At 60.1% G+C, this 19,732-nt stretch carries 19 protein-coding genes; 6 read left to right on the top strand and 13 right to left on the bottom strand.

Translation table 11 applies throughout. The features are described from left to right. The first annotated feature begins 118 nt into the window (after positions 1-118). On the top strand, positions 119-1,240 hold the full coding sequence (gene zapE, locus ACODTO_RS16940; protein ID WP_139645422.1) for a cell division protein ZapE: 1,122 nt from the start codon (positions 119-121) through the stop codon (positions 1,238-1,240). A gap of 68 nt (positions 1,241-1,308) precedes the next feature. Continuing rightward, the gene (locus ACODTO_RS16935; RefSeq protein WP_139645424.1) at positions 1,309-1,803 is read left to right on the top strand and encodes a GNAT family N-acetyltransferase; all 495 of its coding nucleotides are present in this window, start codon (positions 1,309-1,311) and stop codon (positions 1,801-1,803) included. Between the two features lie 135 nt (positions 1,804-1,938). Here the strand turns inward: ACODTO_RS16935 and ACODTO_RS16930 are convergent, their stop codons facing one another. Continuing rightward, entirely contained in the window at positions 1,939-3,678 is a 1,740-nt protein-coding gene (locus ACODTO_RS16930) for a phosphoethanolamine transferase CptA (RefSeq protein WP_139645426.1), read from the bottom strand. 310 nt (positions 3,679-3,988) lie between these two features. Further along, on the bottom strand, positions 3,989-4,162 hold the full coding sequence (locus tag ACODTO_RS16925; protein ID WP_162843604.1) for a DUF6026 family protein: 174 nt from the start codon (positions 4,160-4,162) through the stop codon (positions 3,989-3,991). 264 nt (positions 4,163-4,426) lie between these two features. Here ACODTO_RS16925 and gnd point away from each other — a divergent pair, with 264 nt between their 5' ends. From gnd to ACODTO_RS16910, 3 genes are read left to right on the top strand one after another with little or no spacing between them, the layout of a single operon-like run. After that, on the top strand, positions 4,427-5,431 hold the full coding sequence (gene gnd / locus ACODTO_RS16920) for a phosphogluconate dehydrogenase (NAD(+)-dependent, decarboxylating) (protein ID WP_349629924.1): 1,005 nt from the start codon (positions 4,427-4,429) through the stop codon (positions 5,429-5,431). Beyond that, the gene (gene zwf, locus ACODTO_RS16915) at positions 5,428-6,948 is read left to right on the top strand and encodes a glucose-6-phosphate dehydrogenase (RefSeq protein ID WP_175362612.1); all 1,521 of its coding nucleotides are present in this window, start codon (positions 5,428-5,430) and stop codon (positions 6,946-6,948) included. Before gnd ends, zwf begins: the two co-directional genes overlap by 4 nt. Beyond that, positions 6,945-7,766 carry an HAD family hydrolase gene (locus tag ACODTO_RS16910; protein ID WP_175362613.1) on the top strand — a complete coding sequence of 274 codons (822 nt, stop codon included), beginning with the start codon at positions 6,945-6,947 and terminating at the stop codon, positions 7,764-7,766. The genes zwf and ACODTO_RS16910 overlap by 4 nt, the downstream gene beginning before the upstream one ends. Before the next feature lie 134 nt (positions 7,767-7,900). Here ACODTO_RS16910 and nhaB read toward each other — a convergent pair whose 3' ends face one another. From nhaB to ACODTO_RS16895, 3 genes are all read right to left on the bottom strand, one after another. Continuing rightward, positions 7,901-9,403: a sodium/proton antiporter NhaB gene (gene nhaB / locus ACODTO_RS16905; RefSeq protein ID WP_489106753.1), complete on the bottom strand. Its 1,503-nt coding sequence runs from the start codon at positions 9,401-9,403 to the stop codon at positions 7,901-7,903. A 102-nt stretch (positions 9,404-9,505) separates the two neighbouring features. Then, positions 9,506-10,795, bottom strand: coding sequence for a hypothetical protein (locus ACODTO_RS16900; protein ID WP_489106752.1), 1,290 nt, complete (start codon positions 10,793-10,795; stop codon positions 9,506-9,508). A 198-nt stretch (positions 10,796-10,993) separates the two neighbouring features. Next, the gene (locus ACODTO_RS16895) at positions 10,994-11,260 is read right to left on the bottom strand and encodes a hypothetical protein (protein ID WP_139645439.1); all 267 of its coding nucleotides are present in this window, start codon (positions 11,258-11,260) and stop codon (positions 10,994-10,996) included. Between the two features lie 342 nt (positions 11,261-11,602). Between ACODTO_RS16895 and ACODTO_RS16890 the strand changes: the two genes are divergently transcribed. Further along, positions 11,603-12,928, top strand: coding sequence for a sigma-54 dependent transcriptional regulator (locus tag ACODTO_RS16890; RefSeq protein WP_489106751.1), 1,326 nt, complete (start codon positions 11,603-11,605; stop codon positions 12,926-12,928). Between the two features lie 130 nt (positions 12,929-13,058). Here ACODTO_RS16890 and fapF read toward each other — a convergent pair whose 3' ends face one another. From fapF to pnuC, 8 genes are all read right to left on the bottom strand, one after another. Then, positions 13,059-14,342 carry a fibril amyloid transporter FapF gene (fapF, locus tag ACODTO_RS16885; protein WP_139645443.1) on the bottom strand — a complete coding sequence of 428 codons (1,284 nt, stop codon included), beginning with the start codon at positions 14,340-14,342 and terminating at the stop codon, positions 13,059-13,061. Between the two features lie 45 nt (positions 14,343-14,387). After that, on the bottom strand, positions 14,388-15,134 hold the full coding sequence (gene fapE, locus ACODTO_RS16880) for a fibril amyloid subunit FapE (protein ID WP_139645446.1): 747 nt from the start codon (positions 15,132-15,134) through the stop codon (positions 14,388-14,390). 58 nt (positions 15,135-15,192) lie between these two features. Next, positions 15,193-15,873: a C39 family peptidase gene (locus tag ACODTO_RS16875; RefSeq protein ID WP_139645447.1), complete on the bottom strand. Its 681-nt coding sequence runs from the start codon at positions 15,871-15,873 to the stop codon at positions 15,193-15,195. A gap of 66 nt (positions 15,874-15,939) precedes the next feature. Further along, positions 15,940-16,923: a heme utilization protein gene (locus ACODTO_RS16870; protein WP_139645449.1), complete on the bottom strand. Its 984-nt coding sequence runs from the start codon at positions 16,921-16,923 to the stop codon at positions 15,940-15,942. Positions 16,924-16,988: 65 nt separating this feature from the next. Further along, positions 16,989-17,567 carry a fibril amyloid subunit FapB gene (gene fapB, locus ACODTO_RS16865; RefSeq protein ID WP_139645451.1) on the bottom strand — a complete coding sequence of 193 codons (579 nt, stop codon included), beginning with the start codon at positions 17,565-17,567 and terminating at the stop codon, positions 16,989-16,991. A 1-nt stretch (position 17,568) separates the two neighbouring features. Then, entirely contained in the window at positions 17,569-18,015 is a 447-nt protein-coding gene (gene fapA, locus ACODTO_RS16860; protein WP_489106750.1) for a fibril amyloid chaperone protein FapA, read from the bottom strand. 348 nt (positions 18,016-18,363) lie between these two features. Continuing rightward, positions 18,364-18,888 carry an AAA family ATPase gene (locus ACODTO_RS16855; RefSeq protein ID WP_489106749.1) on the bottom strand — a complete coding sequence of 175 codons (525 nt, stop codon included), beginning with the start codon at positions 18,886-18,888 and terminating at the stop codon, positions 18,364-18,366. Beyond that, positions 18,885-19,448, bottom strand: coding sequence for a nicotinamide riboside transporter PnuC (gene pnuC, locus ACODTO_RS16850; protein ID WP_139645457.1), 564 nt, complete (start codon positions 19,446-19,448; stop codon positions 18,885-18,887). Before pnuC ends, ACODTO_RS16855 begins: the two co-directional genes overlap by 4 nt. Between the last annotated feature and the right edge of the window lie 284 nt (positions 19,449-19,732).

Genomic DNA, 19,732 nt, shown 5'->3' with positions numbered 1-19,732 from the left:
CGAGCACCTGTGGCGAGGGGATAAATCCCCTCGCCACAAGGGCTCATGCTCGGTTCGTGTGATCGTTGATCGTTCGGCATGGCATACTCAGCCCCTTCCTCTTCCGGACCCTGGCCGCATGACTTTCGACTCCCCCTTGAGTGCCTGGCAGCACGCCATCGAACATCACGGTTTTGTCCAGGATGAGGCCCAGGAGTTGGCAATCATGACCTTGGAGCAATGCCACAAGGCATTGCACGAGGGACGCAAGTCGATCAAGGGGGTGTATCTCTGGGGCCCGGTGGGACGTGGCAAGACCTGGCTGATGGATCGCTTCCATGAAAGTCTTCAGGTTCCCGCCCGTCGCCAGCATTTCCATCACTTCATGGCCTGGGTGCACCAGCGTTCGTTCCAGCTCACGGGCACACCGGACCCATTGCAGGCCCTGGCCAGGGAACTGAGCCGGGAAGTGCGGGTACTGTGTTTCGATGAACTGTTCGTCACCGACATTGGCGATGCCATCATCCTCGGACGCCTGTTCCAGGTCATGTTCGAGCTGGGCATGGTGATGGTGAGCACTTCGAACCTGCCGCCCGAAGAACTCTATGCCAACGGCCACAACCGGGAGCGGTTCCTGCCGACCATCGCTGCGATCAAGCAGCATATGCAAGTCGTGCCGGTGAACGGCTGGCAGGATCATCGCCAGCACCCGGGTGCGCTGCAGCAGCGTTATTGGTTATGGGAAGCCGGGCGACCCGAGCCGTTGGGCGAGGTCTTCGAGCGCTTGAGTGTGGGGCAACAGTCCAGTGCTGATCCGGTGCCAGTCGGCCATCGTCTGCTGGAGCCGATCAAGGCCAGCGACACGGTGCTCTGGAGCCGCTACCGGGATCTGTGCGAGCAACCGTTCTCAGCCCTGGATTTCATGGGCCTGTGCGATCGCTACAAGGCCATCCTGCTCAGCGACGTGCCTTGCCTGAGTGCGGAGCAGCGGGAAGGGCGTATTGCCCGTGGTACGGAAGACGGCGTCGAGCGGGTCGAGGCGGGGGATCGCGAGCTGCCGCAATTGTCGGTCCACGATGACGGTGTGCGACGCTTCATCGCCCTGATCGACGAATGCTACGATCGCAAGGTGCCGCTCTACCTGTCGGCCCAGGTGCCCATGGATCAGTTGTATACCGAGGGCTATCTGCAATTCCCGTTTCGCCGTACTCTCAGTCGCCTCCAGGAAATGCAGATGCAACGTTTCGGTCAGCCCGCCTGACCTGTATCCGCCGACGGTTCCGATCCGTCGGTACTACCCGCCGTACCAGCGAAGAGAGATGTAAGGTCATGGAAGAAGCCAAGGGCGTTCTCGTACTGCAAGCCAGCTATACCAATCCTGTACACGCCGAAGCGATCTGTCACGTGCTCAATGGCTATGCGGAAGACCCCATGGGCGGCGGCCAGTCACTGTCGGCCGAAGTCCTGCTGCATCTGCCGGCGGAACTGGCCAAGCGCCCCCATGCGTTCAGCGTGCTGGCCTTCGTCAACGGCGAGCCGGCGGGGCTGGTCAATTGTTTCGAAGGTTTTTCGACCTTTGCCTGCCGGCCGCTGGTGAATATCCATGATGTCGCCGTCATGAAGGCGTTTCGCGGAATGGGCCTGAGCCAGAAGATGCTGCAGAAAGTCGAGGACATCGCTCGTCAGCGCGGTTGCTGCAAGATCACCCTGGAAGTGCTTGAAGGCAATGCCGTGGCCCAGGCCAGCTATTCGAAGTTCGGCTTTGCCGCCGGCATGTTCGACCCGGCTCACGGCCGCATGCTGTTCTGGACCAAGCCCCTGTAAAAATACTGACTGTATCGCCCCCCTGCGGGAGCGGGCTTGCTCGCGAAGGCGGTAGGTCAGCCAATGATTAGGTTGACTGACACGGCCCCTTCGCGAGCAAGCCCGCTCCCACACAAGTTGCGCGGTGCCTTGCGGTTACTGCTGAACCACCTTGGCCACCGGCGTCTTGGGCTGCATCAGGCTGAAGTCGATCAGCGCCTTGTGCTGGCGTTGATAGGGGTTGCCAATCAGCAGCGGTCGAGCCTGGAAGTCGGTGCTGACCAGGCTCTTGCTGCGGTCCAGTTCATCGAAGCTCAAGCCCGCCAGGTCTGCCCAGGTATGGATCAGCTGAGAACTGCTGTAAGGCCGTGACAGGTCGCCAGCAAAGCTCCAGTCATGGGTTTCGCGCCACTTGGGCGAAGCCCAGGCCATGAACGGAATGGTGTACATCGGCGCAGTTGGCTTGCCTTCATTGCGGCCAAGGGTGCCATGACCCACTGAGTCGAATACGTCCTCACCATGATCCGAGAGGTACAACAGAAAGCCGTTGGGGTCGCTCTTGGCGTAGTCCTTGATCAGGCTGGAAACCACGAAGTCGTTGTACAGCACCGCGTTGTCGTAACTGTTATAGGTAGGCACCTGATCGTCACGCAGGCCCGCCGGTACGCCCTGGCGGTCGGTGAACTTGTTGAAGGTCGGCGGATACCGGTACTGGTAGCTCATGTGGGTACCGAGCAGGTGCACCACGATCAGCTTGCGCGGCGCGGTATCGGCCAGCGCTTTGTTGAACGGTGCAATCACGTCGCCATCGTACTGCGCGGCGTTCTGGTTACGGTTGTTGTTCAGATACACCTGCTCGTCGGCCTGTTGGGAGAACGTCGTGAGCATGGTGTTGCGCTTGGTCATGGTCTGCTGGTTGGTGATCCAGAAGGTCTTGTAGCCTGCCTGTTTCATCATGCTGACCAGCGAAGGGGTTGTCAGGTACAGATCCGGACTCTGCTCGTCGGCGAATGTCAGTACCTGTTGCAGTGCTTCGATGGTGTACGGACGTGGCGTGATCACATTGTCAAAGACCGCCAATTGGTCCTTGAGTTTGTCCAGCTCCGGCGTGGTTTCCCTCGGGTAGCCATACAGGCTCATGCGTTGGCGATTGGTGGACTCGCCAATGACCAACACCAGGGTCGCCGGTTGGTTGGCCATGGTGTCCTTGAGGTTGCGCAGTGGCTCGATCTTGCTGGCGCTGTGCAACATGCCCTGCATGCTTGCCAACTGCTCGCCGTAACGACGGTATGCCACCAGCATTTGCCAAGGGACGGCCGGCTCGATACGGTCTTCGAATTTTTCCAGGCCGCCGGCCAGGCTGCCAGCGCGCTGGGTTTGCTTGACCAGCGGGTAACCGACCACGGCGCCCAGAATCACAACCGCCGCGACCAGGGCCTGTCCGCGGGGCAGGTACACCGGACGCAGACGCGTCCAGAGGAAATAAGCCACTGCGGTATGCGCGAGGAACGCCGGCACCATCCACCAGGCAAAATACTGCGTCATGTACTCGCCGGCTTCAGCCACGTTCGACTCGAACATGATGAAGATGACGCTTTGGGAGAATTCCTGCTGATAGATGAAGAAGTAACCCAGGCTGGCCATGGAGCAGGCCCACAGCACTACACCGATCAGCGCGGCGAGCAGGCGGGTCCGAGCGGGGAAAAGCAGCATGGGCGCCAGCCACAGCGCACTCATGGTGAATGCCTGGCGGAACCCGGAGAAGCCGGAGGTATCGCTCAACAGGATAAGCAGTTGAGTAATACCGGAGAAATACCAGAAGAACAGGAACAGCCAGCCGAACCCGGCCCAATCGAAACCTTTCGCAGTCGTTTTGCTGCGTTTGAACAGACTCATCAAGCGCTCCAGCCTTTTTTATCTACACCGGCGAAGCTGTTGGCACCGGATGGTAACAGCAGGCATGCGCCGAGCACCCTAAAGGCTGGGAGTATCCTGGGAACGTTGTGAAAACTTTGTGAGTTTTCGGTTATAGAACGGTAGCTTGGGTGCGAATGCACGTGTGGCGGGGGGACTTAATCCCGCTGGTACAAGGATATTGTCGTAGGAGCTGCCGAGCGGAGCGAGGCTGCGATCTTTCCATCAATACTTGAATCTCAGCGAGATCAAGATCGAAAGATCGCAGGCTTCGCCAGCTCCTACAGGGTGATTATCGAGCCAGGGCCTGGCCTTGATGGGACAATTGGGCATGCTGCAACTGCATGCGCAACTGGGTCACTTCATCGAGCAGCAGATCGCGTTCTTCCTTGAGAAGGCGCAATTCGTCGCGACGAATGGTCACGTAAAGGGTTTGGGGAGGACGTGCGGTAACGACTGGGTCCATTGCTCACCTCGCAAATGGCTACATCAACTATAGAGATGTCGCCAGCTTTTTTGGTCGACACTCTACTATCGGCGCCGATTCTGATTTCTTTTGCTCGTGAATGGAACTTTTTTATTTTTCATGGTCGTCGTGCCTTCGACCGGGTTTGAAGCGTTACCCCCTTGTGATCGCACGAATTAACCGGAAACTATGCAGCAAGGCTCTGGACTAACCTCCATTTGTCGCAGCCAAATCATATTGAAGCTAAACCTTTGACTTACCTTTATTTGTAGTAGGGAGCATCAGCACATGCAACTCGGGATTATTGGACTGGGCCGCATGGGCGGCAATATTGCGCGGCGCCTGATGCTCGATGGGCACACCACGGTGGTCTATGACCGCAACACCGCGTTCGTCGAAAATCTGGTCCAGGAAGGCGCCACGGGCGTGGCGGACCTGCCGGCACTGGTAGCCGGGCTGGAAAAACCGCGAGCGGTCTGGGTCATGCTGCCGGCCGGCGCGCCCACTGAAGACACCATCAACGCGCTCAGCGCGCTGCTGGAGCCAGGTGATGTGATCATCGATGGCGGTAATACGTACTACAAGGACGACATCCGTCGCGCCCAGGCGCTGTCGGAAAAGGGCTTGAACTACATGGATGTGGGCACTTCCGGCGGCGTCTGGGGCCTGGAGCGCGGTTATTGCATGATGATCGGCGGCGATGCCGACGTGGTGACGCGCCTGGATCCGCTGTTCGCCAGCCTGGCACCGGGAATGGGCGATATTCCCCGCACCCGTGACCGCAAGTCCGACGACGATCGCGCCGAGCGCGGCTATATTCATGCCGGCCCGGCGGGTTCCGGGCATTTCGTGAAAATGATCCATAACGGCATCGAGTACGGCATGATGCAGGCCTTCGCCGAGGGCTTCGATATCCTCAAGACCAAGTCCAGCGAAAGCCTGCCGCCGGAGCAACGTTTCGACCTCAATCTGGCCGATATCGCCGAAGTCTGGCGGCGCGGAAGCGTGGTGTCGTCCTGGTTGCTCGACCTGACGGCGGATGCCCTGGCCAGCGATCCGAAGCTGGACGGCTTTTCCGGTGAAGTGGCCGACAGCGGCGAAGGGCGTTGGACCATCGAGGCGGCCATCGAGCAAGCGGTGCCGGTGCCGGTGCTCTCCAGTTCGCTGTTCGCCCGTTTCCGTTCCCGCCAGCAGAGCACCTATGGCGACAAAATGCTGTCGGCCATGCGCTTCGGCTTCGGCGGCCATGTGGAGACGCCGAAAAAATGACCTCGATCGGCAGGAAATCCAAGGCAGAACCCGCGCCGCCGACCACGTTGTTCCTGTTCGGTGCCCATGGTGACCTGGTCAAGCGTCTGCTGATGCCGGCGTTGTACCACCTCAGCCGTGACGGGTTGCTAGGGGATGGACTGCAGATCATTGGCGTTGATCACAACGCCATCAGTGACCTGGACTTTGCCAGGAAACTCGAGGACTTCATCCGTCACGAAGCCGCGAGCAAGGGCGGCGATGCCGGCCGTGCGCTCGATCCGGTACTGTGGGCCCGCTTGGCCAAAGGCATCAGCTACGTGCAGGGCGACTTCCTCGACGACGGCACCTATGCAGCGCTGGCGGCGAAGATCGCTGCCAGCGGTACCGGCAATGCGGTGTTCTACCTGGCGACCGCGCCGCGCTTTTTCAGTGAGGTGGTCCGCCGCCTCGGTGCGGCCGGGTTGCTTGAGGAACAGGCTGACGCCTTTCGGCGGGTGGTGATCGAAAAGCCGTTCGGCTCGGATCTGCACACCGCCGAAGCGCTCAATGCCTGCTTGCTCAAGGTCATGAGCGAGAAGCAGATCTATCGGATCGACCATTATCTGGGCAAGGAAACGGTACAGAACATCCTGGTCAGCCGTTTCTCCAACAGTTTGTTCGAAGCGTTCTGGAACAATCATTACATCGACCACGTGCAAATCACCGCCGCCGAAACGGTCGGAGTGGAAACCCGTGGCAGTTTTTACGAACACACCGGTGCGCTGCGGGACATGGTGCCCAACCATCTGTTCCAGTTATTGGCGATGGTGGCGATGGAACCGCCGGCTGCCTTCGGTGCCGATGCAGTGCGAGGGGAGAAGGCCAAGGTGGTCGGCGCCATCCGACCCTGGTCGGTGGAACAGGCTCGCGCCAATTCGGTACGCGGCCAGTACATCGCCGGTGCAATCGATGGCACGCCGGTGAACGGCTATCGCCAGGAAGCCAACGTGGCGGCCGACAGCGGCACCGAAACATACGTCGCCCTGAAGGTCATGATCGACAACTGGCGGTGGGTGGGCGTGCCGTTTTATCTGCGTACCGGCAAGCGCATGAGTGTACGGGACACGGAAATCATCATTTGTTTCAAGCCGGCGCCGTACGCGCAGTTTCGCGATACGGAAGTCGAGGAATTGCAACCTACTTACCTGAAGATACAGATCCAGCCCAATGAAGGCATGTGGTTCGATCTGCTGGCCAAGCGGCCGGGACCGACGCTCGACATGGCGAATATAGAATTGGGCTTCGCCTACAAGGATTTCTTCGAAATGCAGCCATCCACGGGTTACGAAACCCTGATCTACGATTGCCTGACCGGCGATCAGACGTTGTTCCAGCGCGCCGACAACATCGAGAATGGCTGGCGTGCCGTCCAGCCGTTTCTCGATGCCTGGCAGCAGGACGCGACCGTCCAGCCCTACAAGGCCGGAGAGGATGGCCCGGCCGCCGCTGATGATTTGCTGACACGTGATGGTCGTGCCTGGCATGACCTCGGATGAGTGAGCCAGTGAAACATCCCATCCGATTACTGCTCAGCGACATGGACGGCACGTTGCTCCTGCCCGACCACAGTCTCAACCAGCGCACCATCGAAGCCGTTCGTGCCCTGCGCGAGGCCGGCGTGTTGTTCAGCCTGGCCACCGGACGGCCACCACGGGCGATGTTGCAGCAGATCGAAGCCCTGGGTGTCGACTTGCCCACGGCGGCGTTCAACGGCGGTACGCTGGTTCATCCGGACGGCAGTTTTCTTGCCGTGCACTACCTGCCACCGGAGGCGGCGTTGACGACCCTGGCGCTGTACGCCGATCAGCCCGGCATCGAGGTCTGGGTGTTTGCCGATGGCCACTGGCTGGTGCGTGATGCCAACGGGCCGATGGTGCCGGTGGAAACCCGTGGCCTGGGCTACCCGCCAGTTGAGGTGGAGAGTTTCGAACCCTACCTGGAGCGCATCGACAAGATCGTCGCCACCAGCGCCAATACGGATCTGCTGGTCGAGCTGGAGGCCCGCTTGCATCCGCTGCTCAAGGGGCAGGCCCAAGTGTCGCGTTCGCAACCGATCTACCTGGACGTTACGGCGATGCAGGCCAACAAGGGGGAGGCGTTGTCGACCCTGGCAGCATTCCTGGGCGTGCCGTTGGAGCAGACGGCGGCGATGGGGGACGGCGGCAATGATCCGGCGATGTTCCACCGTGCGGGCCTGTCGATTGCCATGGGGCAGGCAGAGGAGTCGATCAGGCGCCAGGCCGATGTGATTACCGCATCCGTTACCGAGGATGGCGCGGCGCTGGCGATCGAGCGCTACATCCTGCCTCGATAACTCACATGGAACCCTGTGGGAGCGAGCCTGCTCGCGAAAGCGGTGGGTCAGTCAGCATAGAGTCGACTGACGTGCCGCCTTCGCGAGCAGGCTCGCTCCCACACGCGTTTCGCACTGGGCTGTGAGATGTATGTCTACAACCAGTACGTCACCGCAAACCACCCCAAGCCACCCATGACCACAGTGTAGGGCAAGGCCATCCACACCATCCGGCCATAGGACAGGCGAATCAGCGGGGCAATGGCCGAGGTCAGCAGGAACAGGAAGGCGGCCTGGCCGTTAGGCGTGGCGACGCTGGGCAGGTTGGTGCCGGTATTGATGGCCACCGCCAGGGTTTCGAACTGTTCGCGGCTCATGTGACCGGAGACGAAGGCCTGCTTCACCTCGGTGATATAGATGGTTGCCACGAACACGTTGTCGCTGATCGCCGACAGCAGGCCATTGGCGATAAAGAGCATGCCTGGCTGCTGATCGGCGGGCAGGGCCAGGACCCATTGGATCAGCGGTGTGAACAACTGTTGATCGTGAATCACCGCCACCACTGCGAAAAACACCACCAGCAGCGAGGTGAACGGCATCGCGTCCTTGAACGCATTGCCCAGCCGGTGCTCATCGGTGATGCCGGTGAACGCTGTAATCAGCACGATGACCCCCAGGCCGATCAGGCCGACTTCTGCGACATGCAGGGCCAGGGCCACGATCAGGATCAGTGCGGCGATACCCTGGACAACCAGGGCCGCGCGTTGGCGTGAGTTGCGCTCGCGGTTGTCCTGCTCCGCGTAGTCGGCCAGTACGGCACGAACGTTATCCGGCAGCAGTGTGCCGTAACCGCACCAGCGCAGTTTTTCCAGTGCCATGCAAGTCACCAGCCCGGCCATCAGGACCGGCAGCGATACCGGCGCGACTTCCAGGAAGAACTCCACGAAATGCCAGTCCATTTCATGACCGATCAGCAGGTTCTGCGGCTCGCCCACCAGGGTGCATACCCCGCCCAGCGCGGTGCCGACGACGCCATGCATCAATAGGCTGCGCAAAAATGCCCGGAACTGATCCAGGTCCCCATGGTGCAAGGCAGGCAGGTCGTGGTCTTCATCGATGCTGCTTTCCTCGCGTGGATCATTGCCCGAAGCGACGCGGTGATAGACCGAATAAAAGCCCACGGCGGCGCTGATGATCACCGCCGTGACCGTCAATGCATCGAGAAACGCCGATAGGAAGGCCGAGAGAAAGCAGAACATCAGGGCCAGCAGCGTCTTGGAGCGCACGCCCAGCAGTAGACGGGAGAACAGGAAGAGCAGCAGGTCCTTCATGAAGTAGATCCCGGCCACCATGAACATCAGCAGCAGGATCACCGGGAAGTTGTGCAGCAACTCGTCGTACAGCGCCTTGGGAGTCGTCATGCCCAATGCCAGGGCTTCGATCAGCAACAGGCCACCGGGCATCAGTGGATAGCATTTGAGGGCCATGGCGAGGGTGAAGATGAACTCCACGACCAGCATCCAGCCTGCCACGACCGGACCGAGGGTCCACAGCACCAGGGCATTGACGATCAGGAAGGTGACGATGCACGCCTTGTACCAGCGTGGTGAGTGCCCAAGGAAGTTGTGGGCGAAAGCCTGAGTCATGGAACCGGACATCGGCTGCTCCTTTTATTTAGAAGCGCGCAACTTGCCGTAAGCAATGCGGAATATCAAGCGTAGGAATTCATACCGCTTCATTTACGGTCAAGGTTCTCCGGGTCAGGACCAATACCGGGTCACCACGGCTCGGTAGGTACCGTGGAGGGAGTGGCCTCCCACCAGGACTTTTCCGTTGTCCTGTATCGCGAGCGAGGTGGCGGTGTCCAGGCTGTAGCCGAGCCGGGTGCGAACCCAGCCTTTGCCATGGCCGAACTCCGTGTCAAGGTTGGCGTCCGGCAAATGCCGGGCCAGAACGAAGTCGGCGTCGATACCGCCGATGGTGGCTCCGGCGGTCACCAGTTTTCCATCGGGTTGAACCTGGGCGGCGGTCCACTGGCTGGCGTTGCGTCCGATCTCCAGGAGCTGGCACTGTCCCTGGTTCCAGTCATGATCCGGCCTGCCGTCCTTGTGCACTTTCAGGGACAGGCAATGCATGGGGTCGCGACTGCTGCCGAACGCCTGCAGGTCACCGTTCTGATGTTGAACGATCTGGTTGATCATCACGCTGCGTTCCTTGGCGGCGATGGACAGGAAGCCGTTCTCGCCGAAGCTGTCATCGAGTTTGCCGCTGGGGTCGTAACGGACCATCAAGCCCTGCTGGGGCAGATCGATGGCGCCGCCTACCACGATGTTGCCATCGGCCTGGAGCGAGAGGCAGCTCAACCAGGTGTTTTTCAACAGGCGCCGGACCATGACAAACCCGCCTCTATTGAATGAGGTGTCCGGCGCGCCGTCCGGCAGCAGCCGGATGAGGACGCCGACATGGTCGGAGGCTTGATAATGATGGTTGGCCAGTAACAGAATCCGGCCATCAGCCTGCACGCGCATGTCGCAGGCTTCGAGGCCCGGTATGCCCGGCGGTAGCCAGGGATCGCGCAGACCTTGGGAGAGATTGCCTTCGATCCGGATCACTCGTTGTCCGGTGTTGCCGAAACCGCGAACGGCGCGGCCTTGTTGGTCGAACAGTGCCAGGGCGGGGAGGGTGCGGTCAGCGCTTTCGTAATGCAGGCCGGATAACAGAATCTTTCCGTCGGGCAATTCGGTCACTTTGCCTGCCGTTGCTTCGAAGCCGGGCTCAAAAGAACCAATGACACAGCCATCGGTTCCAAAACCTGGGTCGGTTGAACCGTCGTGGTTAAGCCGTGTGAGCCCGAACCGGCTGCCGTGGGGTGTCTCGATTTTGGCCGCCACCAGAATTCTTCCGGTGTGGTCGAGGGCCAATCCGGTGGTCAGGCTGGAGGTGCTACCGGAAAAATGGACCCATGCCTTGCCGTTTTGGGCAAAACCCGCATCCAGTTGACCGGCGTTGGCCGCCGCCATTGAACGCTCAGGCGCGAATTGATTGAGCATGCATGCCTCTCCTCGCACGTCGACCGGCCCGGAGGGGCGATGACTGCATGAGGGCAACATTCAATCCCTGAATGTGACAGTGCACAACTGTCAGACCTTGCACAAATAGCTGCGATTCGTGCCAGAGCAATGACTTTTCGACTCAGTACCAAGCCTGCTATCAATACAGGCTCGGACTGTATACGTAAAAGAGCGTGTTTATTCCGGCATGGACCAGGATTGCAACTTGTAACCTTCCTGGCTCAATTCGGCGCGGGCTTGTTTCAACAGGCTGGCCAGTTGGGCTGGGTCGGTATAGGCGCTGCTTGGAATCTGGGTGCGGCCAATATGGGTATTGGTGCGGTCAACGACGGTCAGGCTCAATTCGCCGTTACCATCCTGTGGGGCCCAGGCCACGCACTGGAAAGGTTTAAATGCGCGGTCGGCAATCAAAAGAGCTTCGTTGATACGGAGCGGGGCGTTCATGGCGATCTCTCATAAAAGTGCCCAATCAGATGATGTGCCGTCGGTTGGGCGGACCGTGCGGCGGGTTACTTGTACTGATGTTCCGAACCGTGGGTCAGGTCACACAATCCCTGAATAAATTTCGATTTTCTTTCAGACCCGGCAAATAGGCTTTTGTTTGAAAGCGCCCTGAAAGATTTGCCATGCGGCAACTAACGAAACGCGCTCGCTTATAACCACTTTCAGGCGTTTTCAATAATCAATTGATACAAGGGTGTGTCAACTTCTTGCTACTGTTACATGCAGGTTCGCCAAACGACTGTTTCTAATCATATTTCTTATTTTTGGCGCCAAGGATCAGTCATGGTCGAAGCCAGTACGTCACGTCGTCTGCTCGTGGTTGATCCCTGCGATGATTGTCATCGCCTGCTTCCGGGTTTACGCAGCATTGGTTGGGAGGTGGAGAGCTGCTCTCTCGAACATGCCGGCGTCCGAACCTGCGACGTGGGCCTTTTGAGGTTGCAGCCTTTCCATCTGGAGCGCCCGGAAGCGGTCAAGGAGTTGATCAGCCGCAGCGGTACCGAGTGGATCGCCGTGCTCAATCAGGAAGTGCTGCGGCTCAAGAATGTGGGCGATTTTGTCTGCGAATGGTTTTTTGATTTCCATACATTGCCCTTCGATGTATCACGGGTCCAGGTGACACTGGGTCGGGCGTTTGGCATGGCGCGTCTGCGCGGGCAAGGTTCGGTTCACGTCCAACTTCCCGAGCATGAACTGCTGGGCGACAGCAGACCGATTCGAGAATTACGCAAGTTGTTGAACAAACTGGCGCCCACCGAGTCGCCGGTATTGATTCGCGGCGAGAGCGGTACCGGCAAGGAACTGGTCGCGCGCACCCTGCATTCGCAGTCCCTGCGTCGCAACAAGCCGTTCATTGCCATCAACTGTGGCGCCATCCCCGAACACCTGATCCAGTCCGAATTGTTTGGCCACGAAAAAGGCGCATTCACCGGTGCTCATCAGCGCAAGATCGGCCGCATCGAGGCGGCCCACGGCGGGACGCTGTTTCTGGATGAGATTGGGGACCTGCCGCTGGAGCTGCAAGCCAACCTGCTGCGATTCCTGCAGGAAAAACATATCGAACGGGTCGGTGGCAGCCAGCCGATCGCAGTCGATGTGCGGGTACTGGCGGCCACCCACGTGGATCTGGAAGCGGCCATCGAGCACCGGCTGTTTCGCGAAGACCTGTACTATCGCCTGAACGTGTTGCAAGTGGTGATGGCGCCGCTGCGTGAACGCCACGGCGATTTGTCGATGCTTGCCAGTCACTTTTCCCATCTCTATAGCCAGGAAACCGGTCGCCGGCCACGCAGCTTCAGCGAGGATGCGCTGGTGGCGATGGGCATGCATGACTGGCCGGGCAATGTCCGGGAACTGGCCAATCGTGTTCGTCGCGGCCTGGTACTGGCCGAGGGGCGGCAGATCGAAGCCCGGGATCTTGGCCTGTCCAGCCCCCATGGAATCGTGGCACCGATGGGCACCCTTGAAGATTACAAGACCCGTGCCGAGCGCCAGGCTCTGAGCGATGTGCTCAACCGTCACAGTGACAACCTGAGTGTCGCGGCCCGGGTGCTGGGCGTGTCCCGCCCAACGTTCTATCGCCTGCTGCACAAGCATCAGATCCGCTGAATCATCCTGAAGCAAGGTTGCAACCTGTGGGAGCGAGTCTGCTCGCGATGGCGGTAGCGCAGGCACCTCTTTCGTGACAAATCCACCGCTATCGCGAGCAGGCTCGCTCCCACAAGGTGCCCGTCCTGGGCTAGAAGTAATACGGAAACTTCAGGCTGAAGCTGAAATCCGGCGCATCGTCGGTCAGCCCGATGGACAGGTTGGGCACGATGGTCAGGTTGTCGGAGGCGGCGATGGTCATGCCGATGTTGAAGTAGCCGGCATTGGCATCACTGGAGACCACCGACTCCCAATCCCCACCGTCCTGCTTGAGCTTGCTTTTCTTCTGGATCAGGTCCGATACCGAGAACGACATGCTCATTTTCTCGTTCAACGCAAAGGCCAGCCCTGCGCCGATCTGGAAGCTGTCGCCGATCCGCACCTTGCCCGGCACTTTCTGGTTGACGGTGGAGCTGATGTCGTCGAACGACTCCTCGAAGTTGTGGGTGTAGGCCAGGGTGCCGAATAGCACGGCCGGGTCGAACGTCTTGACCAGGGAAAGCCCGGGGGTGATCGACCAGACGCCGTTGCCGGTGGGTAGATCTTCCGGTACGAACAGGTTGGTGTTGCTCGGGGATTGGCGCAGCTTGATGCCGAATGGATCCTTGCCGGTCGGGGCCTTGACGCGCAAGGTCACCACGGCGTCGGGGGTATTGATCGATTCGTCCATGAACTTGTAGGCAATGCCGAAATTGACATCGCCGATGGTGGGATCGCGGGTGACGGTTTCTTCGCTGGTGACACCGGCCGCCCCGTTATTGGCGCCGCCGGACTGGTAGGTGGACTCCCGGTAGACCACCGGCACATTGAGGTCGAACTGCCAGCGATTGTCGAAGTTGTAGCGGCCGGTGAGATCCAGCGTCCAGGTGTCGGCCTTGATCCGGTCCAGGTTGATGTTGCCCAGGAAAATCGAATCCAGGGCCAGGAAGCCATTGAGAATCAGCTGTCGGGTGTCGTAGCGCGAATAGGTCACACCGGTCTCGAAGCTGAATTTGCCGCCACCAAAGAAGCCGCTGGCCTCGTCATAGAGGTTGGAGACGCTCTGGGCCGGTTGCGAGTCGTCGGCCAGGGATTGCCCGTAGCCGCTGCCGCCAGCCGTTGTCGCGCCGCTGCCTGCGACGTTCTGGTTGCCTTTCATGTCGGCAGGGGATTTGACCAGGCGCTTGGGCGGCGGGGCCGCGGGCTGGTCTTCCACCTGGCGCACCCGCTGTTCGAGGACCGCCAGGGCTTTCTGCTGGACCTCGTATCGTTGCTTGAGCTCGAGCAACTCCTGTTTCAATGCTTCGATGTCCGCATCCGGTGCCGCTTGCAGCAGGGTCGCCGGGAACAATGTGCTCAGACACATTACAGCGCGCAACGATACGGATCGATACATGAGAATGCCGTCCCTATTTGCCCAGTGGTCGAAAAGCAGCGTAGTTCAATACCCAAGGTTGCGTAGGCCGCGCAGCTGCGTCAGGTTGCAGTCCAGCGCCCCGGCACTGGGGCCATTGTTGTTCAGCACCACATTGAGCTGGGTCATGTTATTGACCAGGTTGCTGTTGCCCAGCAGGCGGGTATTTTGCAAAAGACCGCCCTGGGCCACTTGCTGCAGGGTGCTGCCCTGGTTGTGGTTGGCCTGGATTGCCATCTGTACACCGCTGCCGGTGGCTGTTACCGAGACACTGCCGGCGGCGTTACTACCGCTGATGGTCTGGCCACTGGTCAGCAACTGGCCTTGGGAGGGTGCGAGGGCAGGGGGTTGGTTGCTTTCTTTCACGTTGATGCTGACGTTGTTGTAGGCGGTATTGCCGTCGCCGGCAGCGCGTACGCTCTGGGTCACACCTTGGCTCGTCCCAAGACCTGCGCCACCGGTAATGTTGCCGCTGCCCTGTTCCGGAGCGCTGCCGTTGCCGGTCTGCTTGATGGTGGAGACGTAGAACTCGGGTTTGACGGTGGAGGCCTGGATCTGCATGGAGCTGGTGGCGCCGATCAGGTCGCCGCTGGCGTTGCGCCAGGTACTGCTCATGACGACGCCGAAGCTGATGACCCGTCCGGGCATGACATAACGCCCGCGCAGCTCGGCGAGCTCCTGATCCTTGATTTCGATAGGTTTGAATCCGGCATGGGCATAGCCCGACGCGGTCGCGGCCAGGCAGGCCAGCGACAGCCAGTGTGAAGTTCTCATGTACAGCTCCCGGAGCATCCTGCTCCTTTTGTATTCATCGTTGGCAGTTGGTCGGCGATTAAAAAAAGTCGCTCTGGATGAAACCGAAATCCATCAATTCCGCATCCTTGACCGGGTTGAACCCGTCCAGCTTGTTACGTGCCGTCAACGGCTGCGGAGGACTGCGTAGTGCGTTGGTCTTGTCGTAGCCTGGACCGACGATGGCGAAGACGATGCCGTTCCAGCCTTTGACGAAATCGTCGTGGGCGTAGCGCTTGTGCCCCAGCACCGGGTCGCCGATGTAGACCCATTGCTTGTCGGCCCGCTGCAACACCACGAAGTGCTTGTAGCCACGTATTTCCATCAGGACCACCACCGGAATCGTCACGGCTTCGAGCTTCTCTGCCGGTATCCGATAGCCCCGGGCGCGCATACCGATGCTTTCCACATAGCGTTTCATGTCCAGCATGGAAAAACCCTGGGTACGCACGAGCTGCTGGTCGGCATTGACCAACATGCCCTTGATGACATGCTCTTCATCGACATCCAGCCAATAGGCCTGGCGCAGCACCGTGGCCAGTGCGGCGGCACCGCAGCTGAAATCGGTTTTCTGCTCGACGATGTCGCTGAATTTGCGCTCGCGCACGCTTTGTACCGGTTTGTAGACCAGCATGCCGCCGGGTAGGGCGGCGACCGGCATTTGCGCGGCTTCGGTGACACACGCCATGCAAAGCAGCAGGGAAAGGGCAGTCGCACGCATGATCGATACGCCTTGTGGGTACCTTGGAAAAGAAGCCCCGTTGCCGGGGCTTCATATCACACGTGGTTACATGCAGGCTTTGCAGCCTGCCGCGATGGACAGCGAGTTGCTCTGCTGGTTACCCACGCCCGCCGACACGTTGGCGCCGCCGTTACCGGAGAAGCCATTCATGGAGTTGTTCATGGTGGCGTTGTTGATCACAGGGTTTTTCCAGCCATCACGGGTCAACACTTGCTGGGTATTGCTGCCGGCCAGTTCGAAAGTGCCCACGGCGGAGAACTTGAACTTGTCGTCATCATGACCGCCGCCATAGCCGCCTTTGTTGTCCCAGCCGCCATGATTGTTGTCTTCGGCGGTACCGGTGCCTTTGGCTTTGAACGTGCCAGAGGCTTCATAGGTGCTGGTGAGGGTGTCGGTCTTGTAGGTCCGCACGCCTTTGTTGTCCACCACCAGGCCGGTGGAGGTCTGGTCGGCGGCGGCCGAGGCTTGCGCAACACGGCCACCCGATACGGCGATGGCGAGGTTGTTTTTCTGTTGGTTGAAGTTGCCGGCGGTCACGTTGATGCCGATGTTGCCGGAGCCGTTGTTGCCCGCGTTGGTGAGCGAGGCGTTGTTTTGAGTCGAGTTGTTTTTGACGTAGTTATTGTTATTGACTTGGGTGGCACTGGACATGGAGACCGCCGAACCGAAGATAAAGCTTTCGTCCGCAGTGGCCAGGGCGGCGGCGTTGTCTTGCTGGTTACCGTCACCGGCCGCGACGTTGGCGCCCATGTTACCGTTGCTGCCATTGAGCGAGTCCTTGGCTTCAGCGGTGTTTTTGGTGGCCTGGTTGGTCACCACGTTGCCGTCGCTGTTCTGCTCATCCAGCACCGTAGCCCCAGCACCGGCGCTGATGGAGAGCAGTTGATCCAGCGTCGGACCTTGATGGCCATGGTTGCCATGGTCGTGCCCGTTGCCGTGGTTGTTATCGTTTCCACCGGCCTGTGCGGCCATTGCCATGACAGCGGCGAGAGCGAAAACCAATGGTTTGAGTGCCATTGTTGGTTTCATGGTGTTTCTCCTTGCGTGTCGTTGGTTAAGTGTGTCGGTACTTTCTTATGGTTTTACTGCTCGGGTCAGTCAGCGACCCGGATGCTCAGGGTGTTGGCCATTCGGTTCCCCACCCCGGCACTCTGGTTCACCTGGATGACCCCTCGGCTGCCGGTGAAGGCCTGGTCGCTGGTAACGACCTGGCGACTGCCGGTTGGGGCGCCAGTTGCTCCTGAGTTCGGTAACAGCGCCACGTTCTGTTGAGAAAGCGCGCTGTCGTCAATGCTCTGCGGCTGGGCGCTGATGCCCACCCGCATGGCATTGGCCATCTGGTTGTTGGCTCCGGCGGACTGGTTGACGCCCAGCACACCGTTGCCATTGCTGAAAGAGCTGCCGCCAATGCGGGCGGTCGCGTTCATGGAAGAGTCGGCGGGGGTGTCCAGCCGTTGGCGGACATAGGTGGTGGCCTGTGCCTCGGTGCCGATGGCAATGGCCCGGGTGTTGGTTTGCTGGGTCCGATCGCCTGCCGCCTGGTTGACGTTGAAGTTGCCGGTATAACGACTGCCGGAGTCCTGCAAGTTGGCGCTGCTGACCACCGCCACGCCAGGGTCGGCCAATGCGGTGGATGAGCCGAGGAGGGCGAGCAGGAACAGGATCGGCCTCATGTCATTGACCCCCTGCCAGGCGACCCAGCGGGGCCAGGCCGGAGCTCAGCGAGCGGTTGATGGTGCCGGAGATCGCACCGCCGCTGCCGCCACCATGACCGGCGCCCATGCCAGGCATGCCGTTGGGGTTGGTCACGACATTCAGGCCTTGCACACCCGTGTTTGTATTGAGGGTGTTGCGGATCGACGAACCGCTGGCGACGCTGGCAAATTCGCCGTCGCTCAGTTCGGTGCTGGTGGTCGCTTGGCTGATTCGAGCGGAAGGGTTGGCATTGACGGTGGTCGGGTAGGGATCCTTGCCACCGTTGCGACCGATATGGACGGGCTGTACGTCACGGTTGAGGACGATGACGCCGTTGCCCTCGGCCTGTACCGATAGGCTGAACATCGCACCGGCGGCGCAGCCGATCAACAACAGGACGGTCAAACTTCTATCGAAAGTCCCCACGGTATCGATTCCTTCTTCGGTGGGCTGGCCCTGGTCCAGCGTTGCGAAGGGGGAAGAGCAGATGTCGTGCCGGGTTCTTAAAAGTCTTTGGATTCAATGGGTTGGTCGTGATGGCACCACGGCTGGGACGGGACCTGTTTCATAGTTGAGACAAGGCATATGACGGTCAATAGGCCATCAGCTGTCCAGTGGCTCTGGATCCAGGCTTTTGAGGGAGTGTTTCAGCGCGTTGACAGTTGGGATGACAAACCGGTGAAACAGCTTTGGATCCGGGTTTGACGCGAGGGGGATGTTTCAAGAGTGGAACGGAGTGGCACTATGCCGGCACCTCATTCCGTGGGGATCTGCTCAGGCCTGGAGCAGATGGGCCACGGCTGTGAACACTTGGCTTTGGCGCTGCGCCCAGTCCCCTTCGATCATCTGAAAAGGTTGCTGGTGTCGGATCAACCAATCCTCGATGGCCGCGAAAAACTGCAAGCGCTGCGCCAGTTCTGGTTGGCAACGCAGGCCATCACCCGTCCATTCGACTTGCTCGGGGCTCAACAGCAGATGCAGGTCGTAGTGGCGCTCCAGCAAGGCTGGCTCCAGCCAGTCCGGGCAGTCGCCGAACAGGGTCTGGCTCCAGAGGATATTGCTCAACAGATGGGTATCGAGGATCAGCAGCGTCGGTTTTCGGGCCCTGGCTTTGTCTTCCCAGGCCAGTTGTCCGAGAGCGATATCGGTGATGTCATCCAGGCAAGTGTCGCGGGGGTGCTGCTCCATGAAGTGGCGGACGTATTCGTCCACCCGCAAGCCACCGAAGTGTTCCTGCAATCGCTCCGCCAGCCAGCTCTTGCCGGCAGACTCGGGCCCCGTCAGCACTACCACCTTCATGCGCGCAGGGCCGGGTCGGCGCGCCATTCCCGCCAGCCCTGCACGGCCAGCAAGGTGAACAGGGCGTAGAGCGCCGCGGTCAGGTACAGGCCCTTGTAGATGAACAGGCCAACGAAGATCACGTCCAGGGCAATCCACAAAGGCCAGCATTGCACGCGCTTCTGGGCCATCCACCACTGGGCCACGAGGCTGAAGCCGGTGAGCGCCGCGTCGAGCCAGGGCTGGGCGGCGTCGGTCCAGTGCGCCATGGCAGCGCCCAGCACCAGGCTGCCTGCCGCCCCAGCCGCCAGGCCAATCAGAACCGACGGGCCACCCAGGCGGGTGACCTGGCGTCCGTCATGCTGTTGGCCGGCGCGGGTCCATTGCCACCAGCCGTACAGTTGCAGCGCGGCGTAGACCACTTGCAACAGCATGTCCGAGTACAACTTCACGTCGTAGAAAATCCAGCTGTACAGCAACACCATGATCAGGCCGATCGGCCAGCACCAGGGGTTCTGCTTGACGGTCAACCAGACAGCGATCACGCCGAGGGCTGCGGCAAACAGTTCAAGCCCGGACATGGCGGTTCCTTGGGGAATGGAGAAGGGGGGCGATTGTAAACGTTATGGCGGGCGCAGCTCCAACATCAATGTTGGATGTGCCGACGCTATCGCGAGCAGGCTCGCTCCCACAGGGGGGAGCCGGGTTGATTGCAGGATCTGTGGCCGCCAGAAAGATCTGTGGGAGCGAGCTTGCTAGCGAAGGCGGTGTGCCTGTCACAGGGGTGTTGGATATGCTGCCGTCTTCGCAGGCAAGCCCGGCTCCCACAGGAGGCCGGGTTGATCGCGAGATCTATGGTCGCCAG

The organism is Pseudomonas sp. FG13 (genome assembly GCF_057809755.1).
Note: the sequence above shows the minus strand (reverse complement) of the source record. Positions and strands in the feature narration are given on the sequence as shown.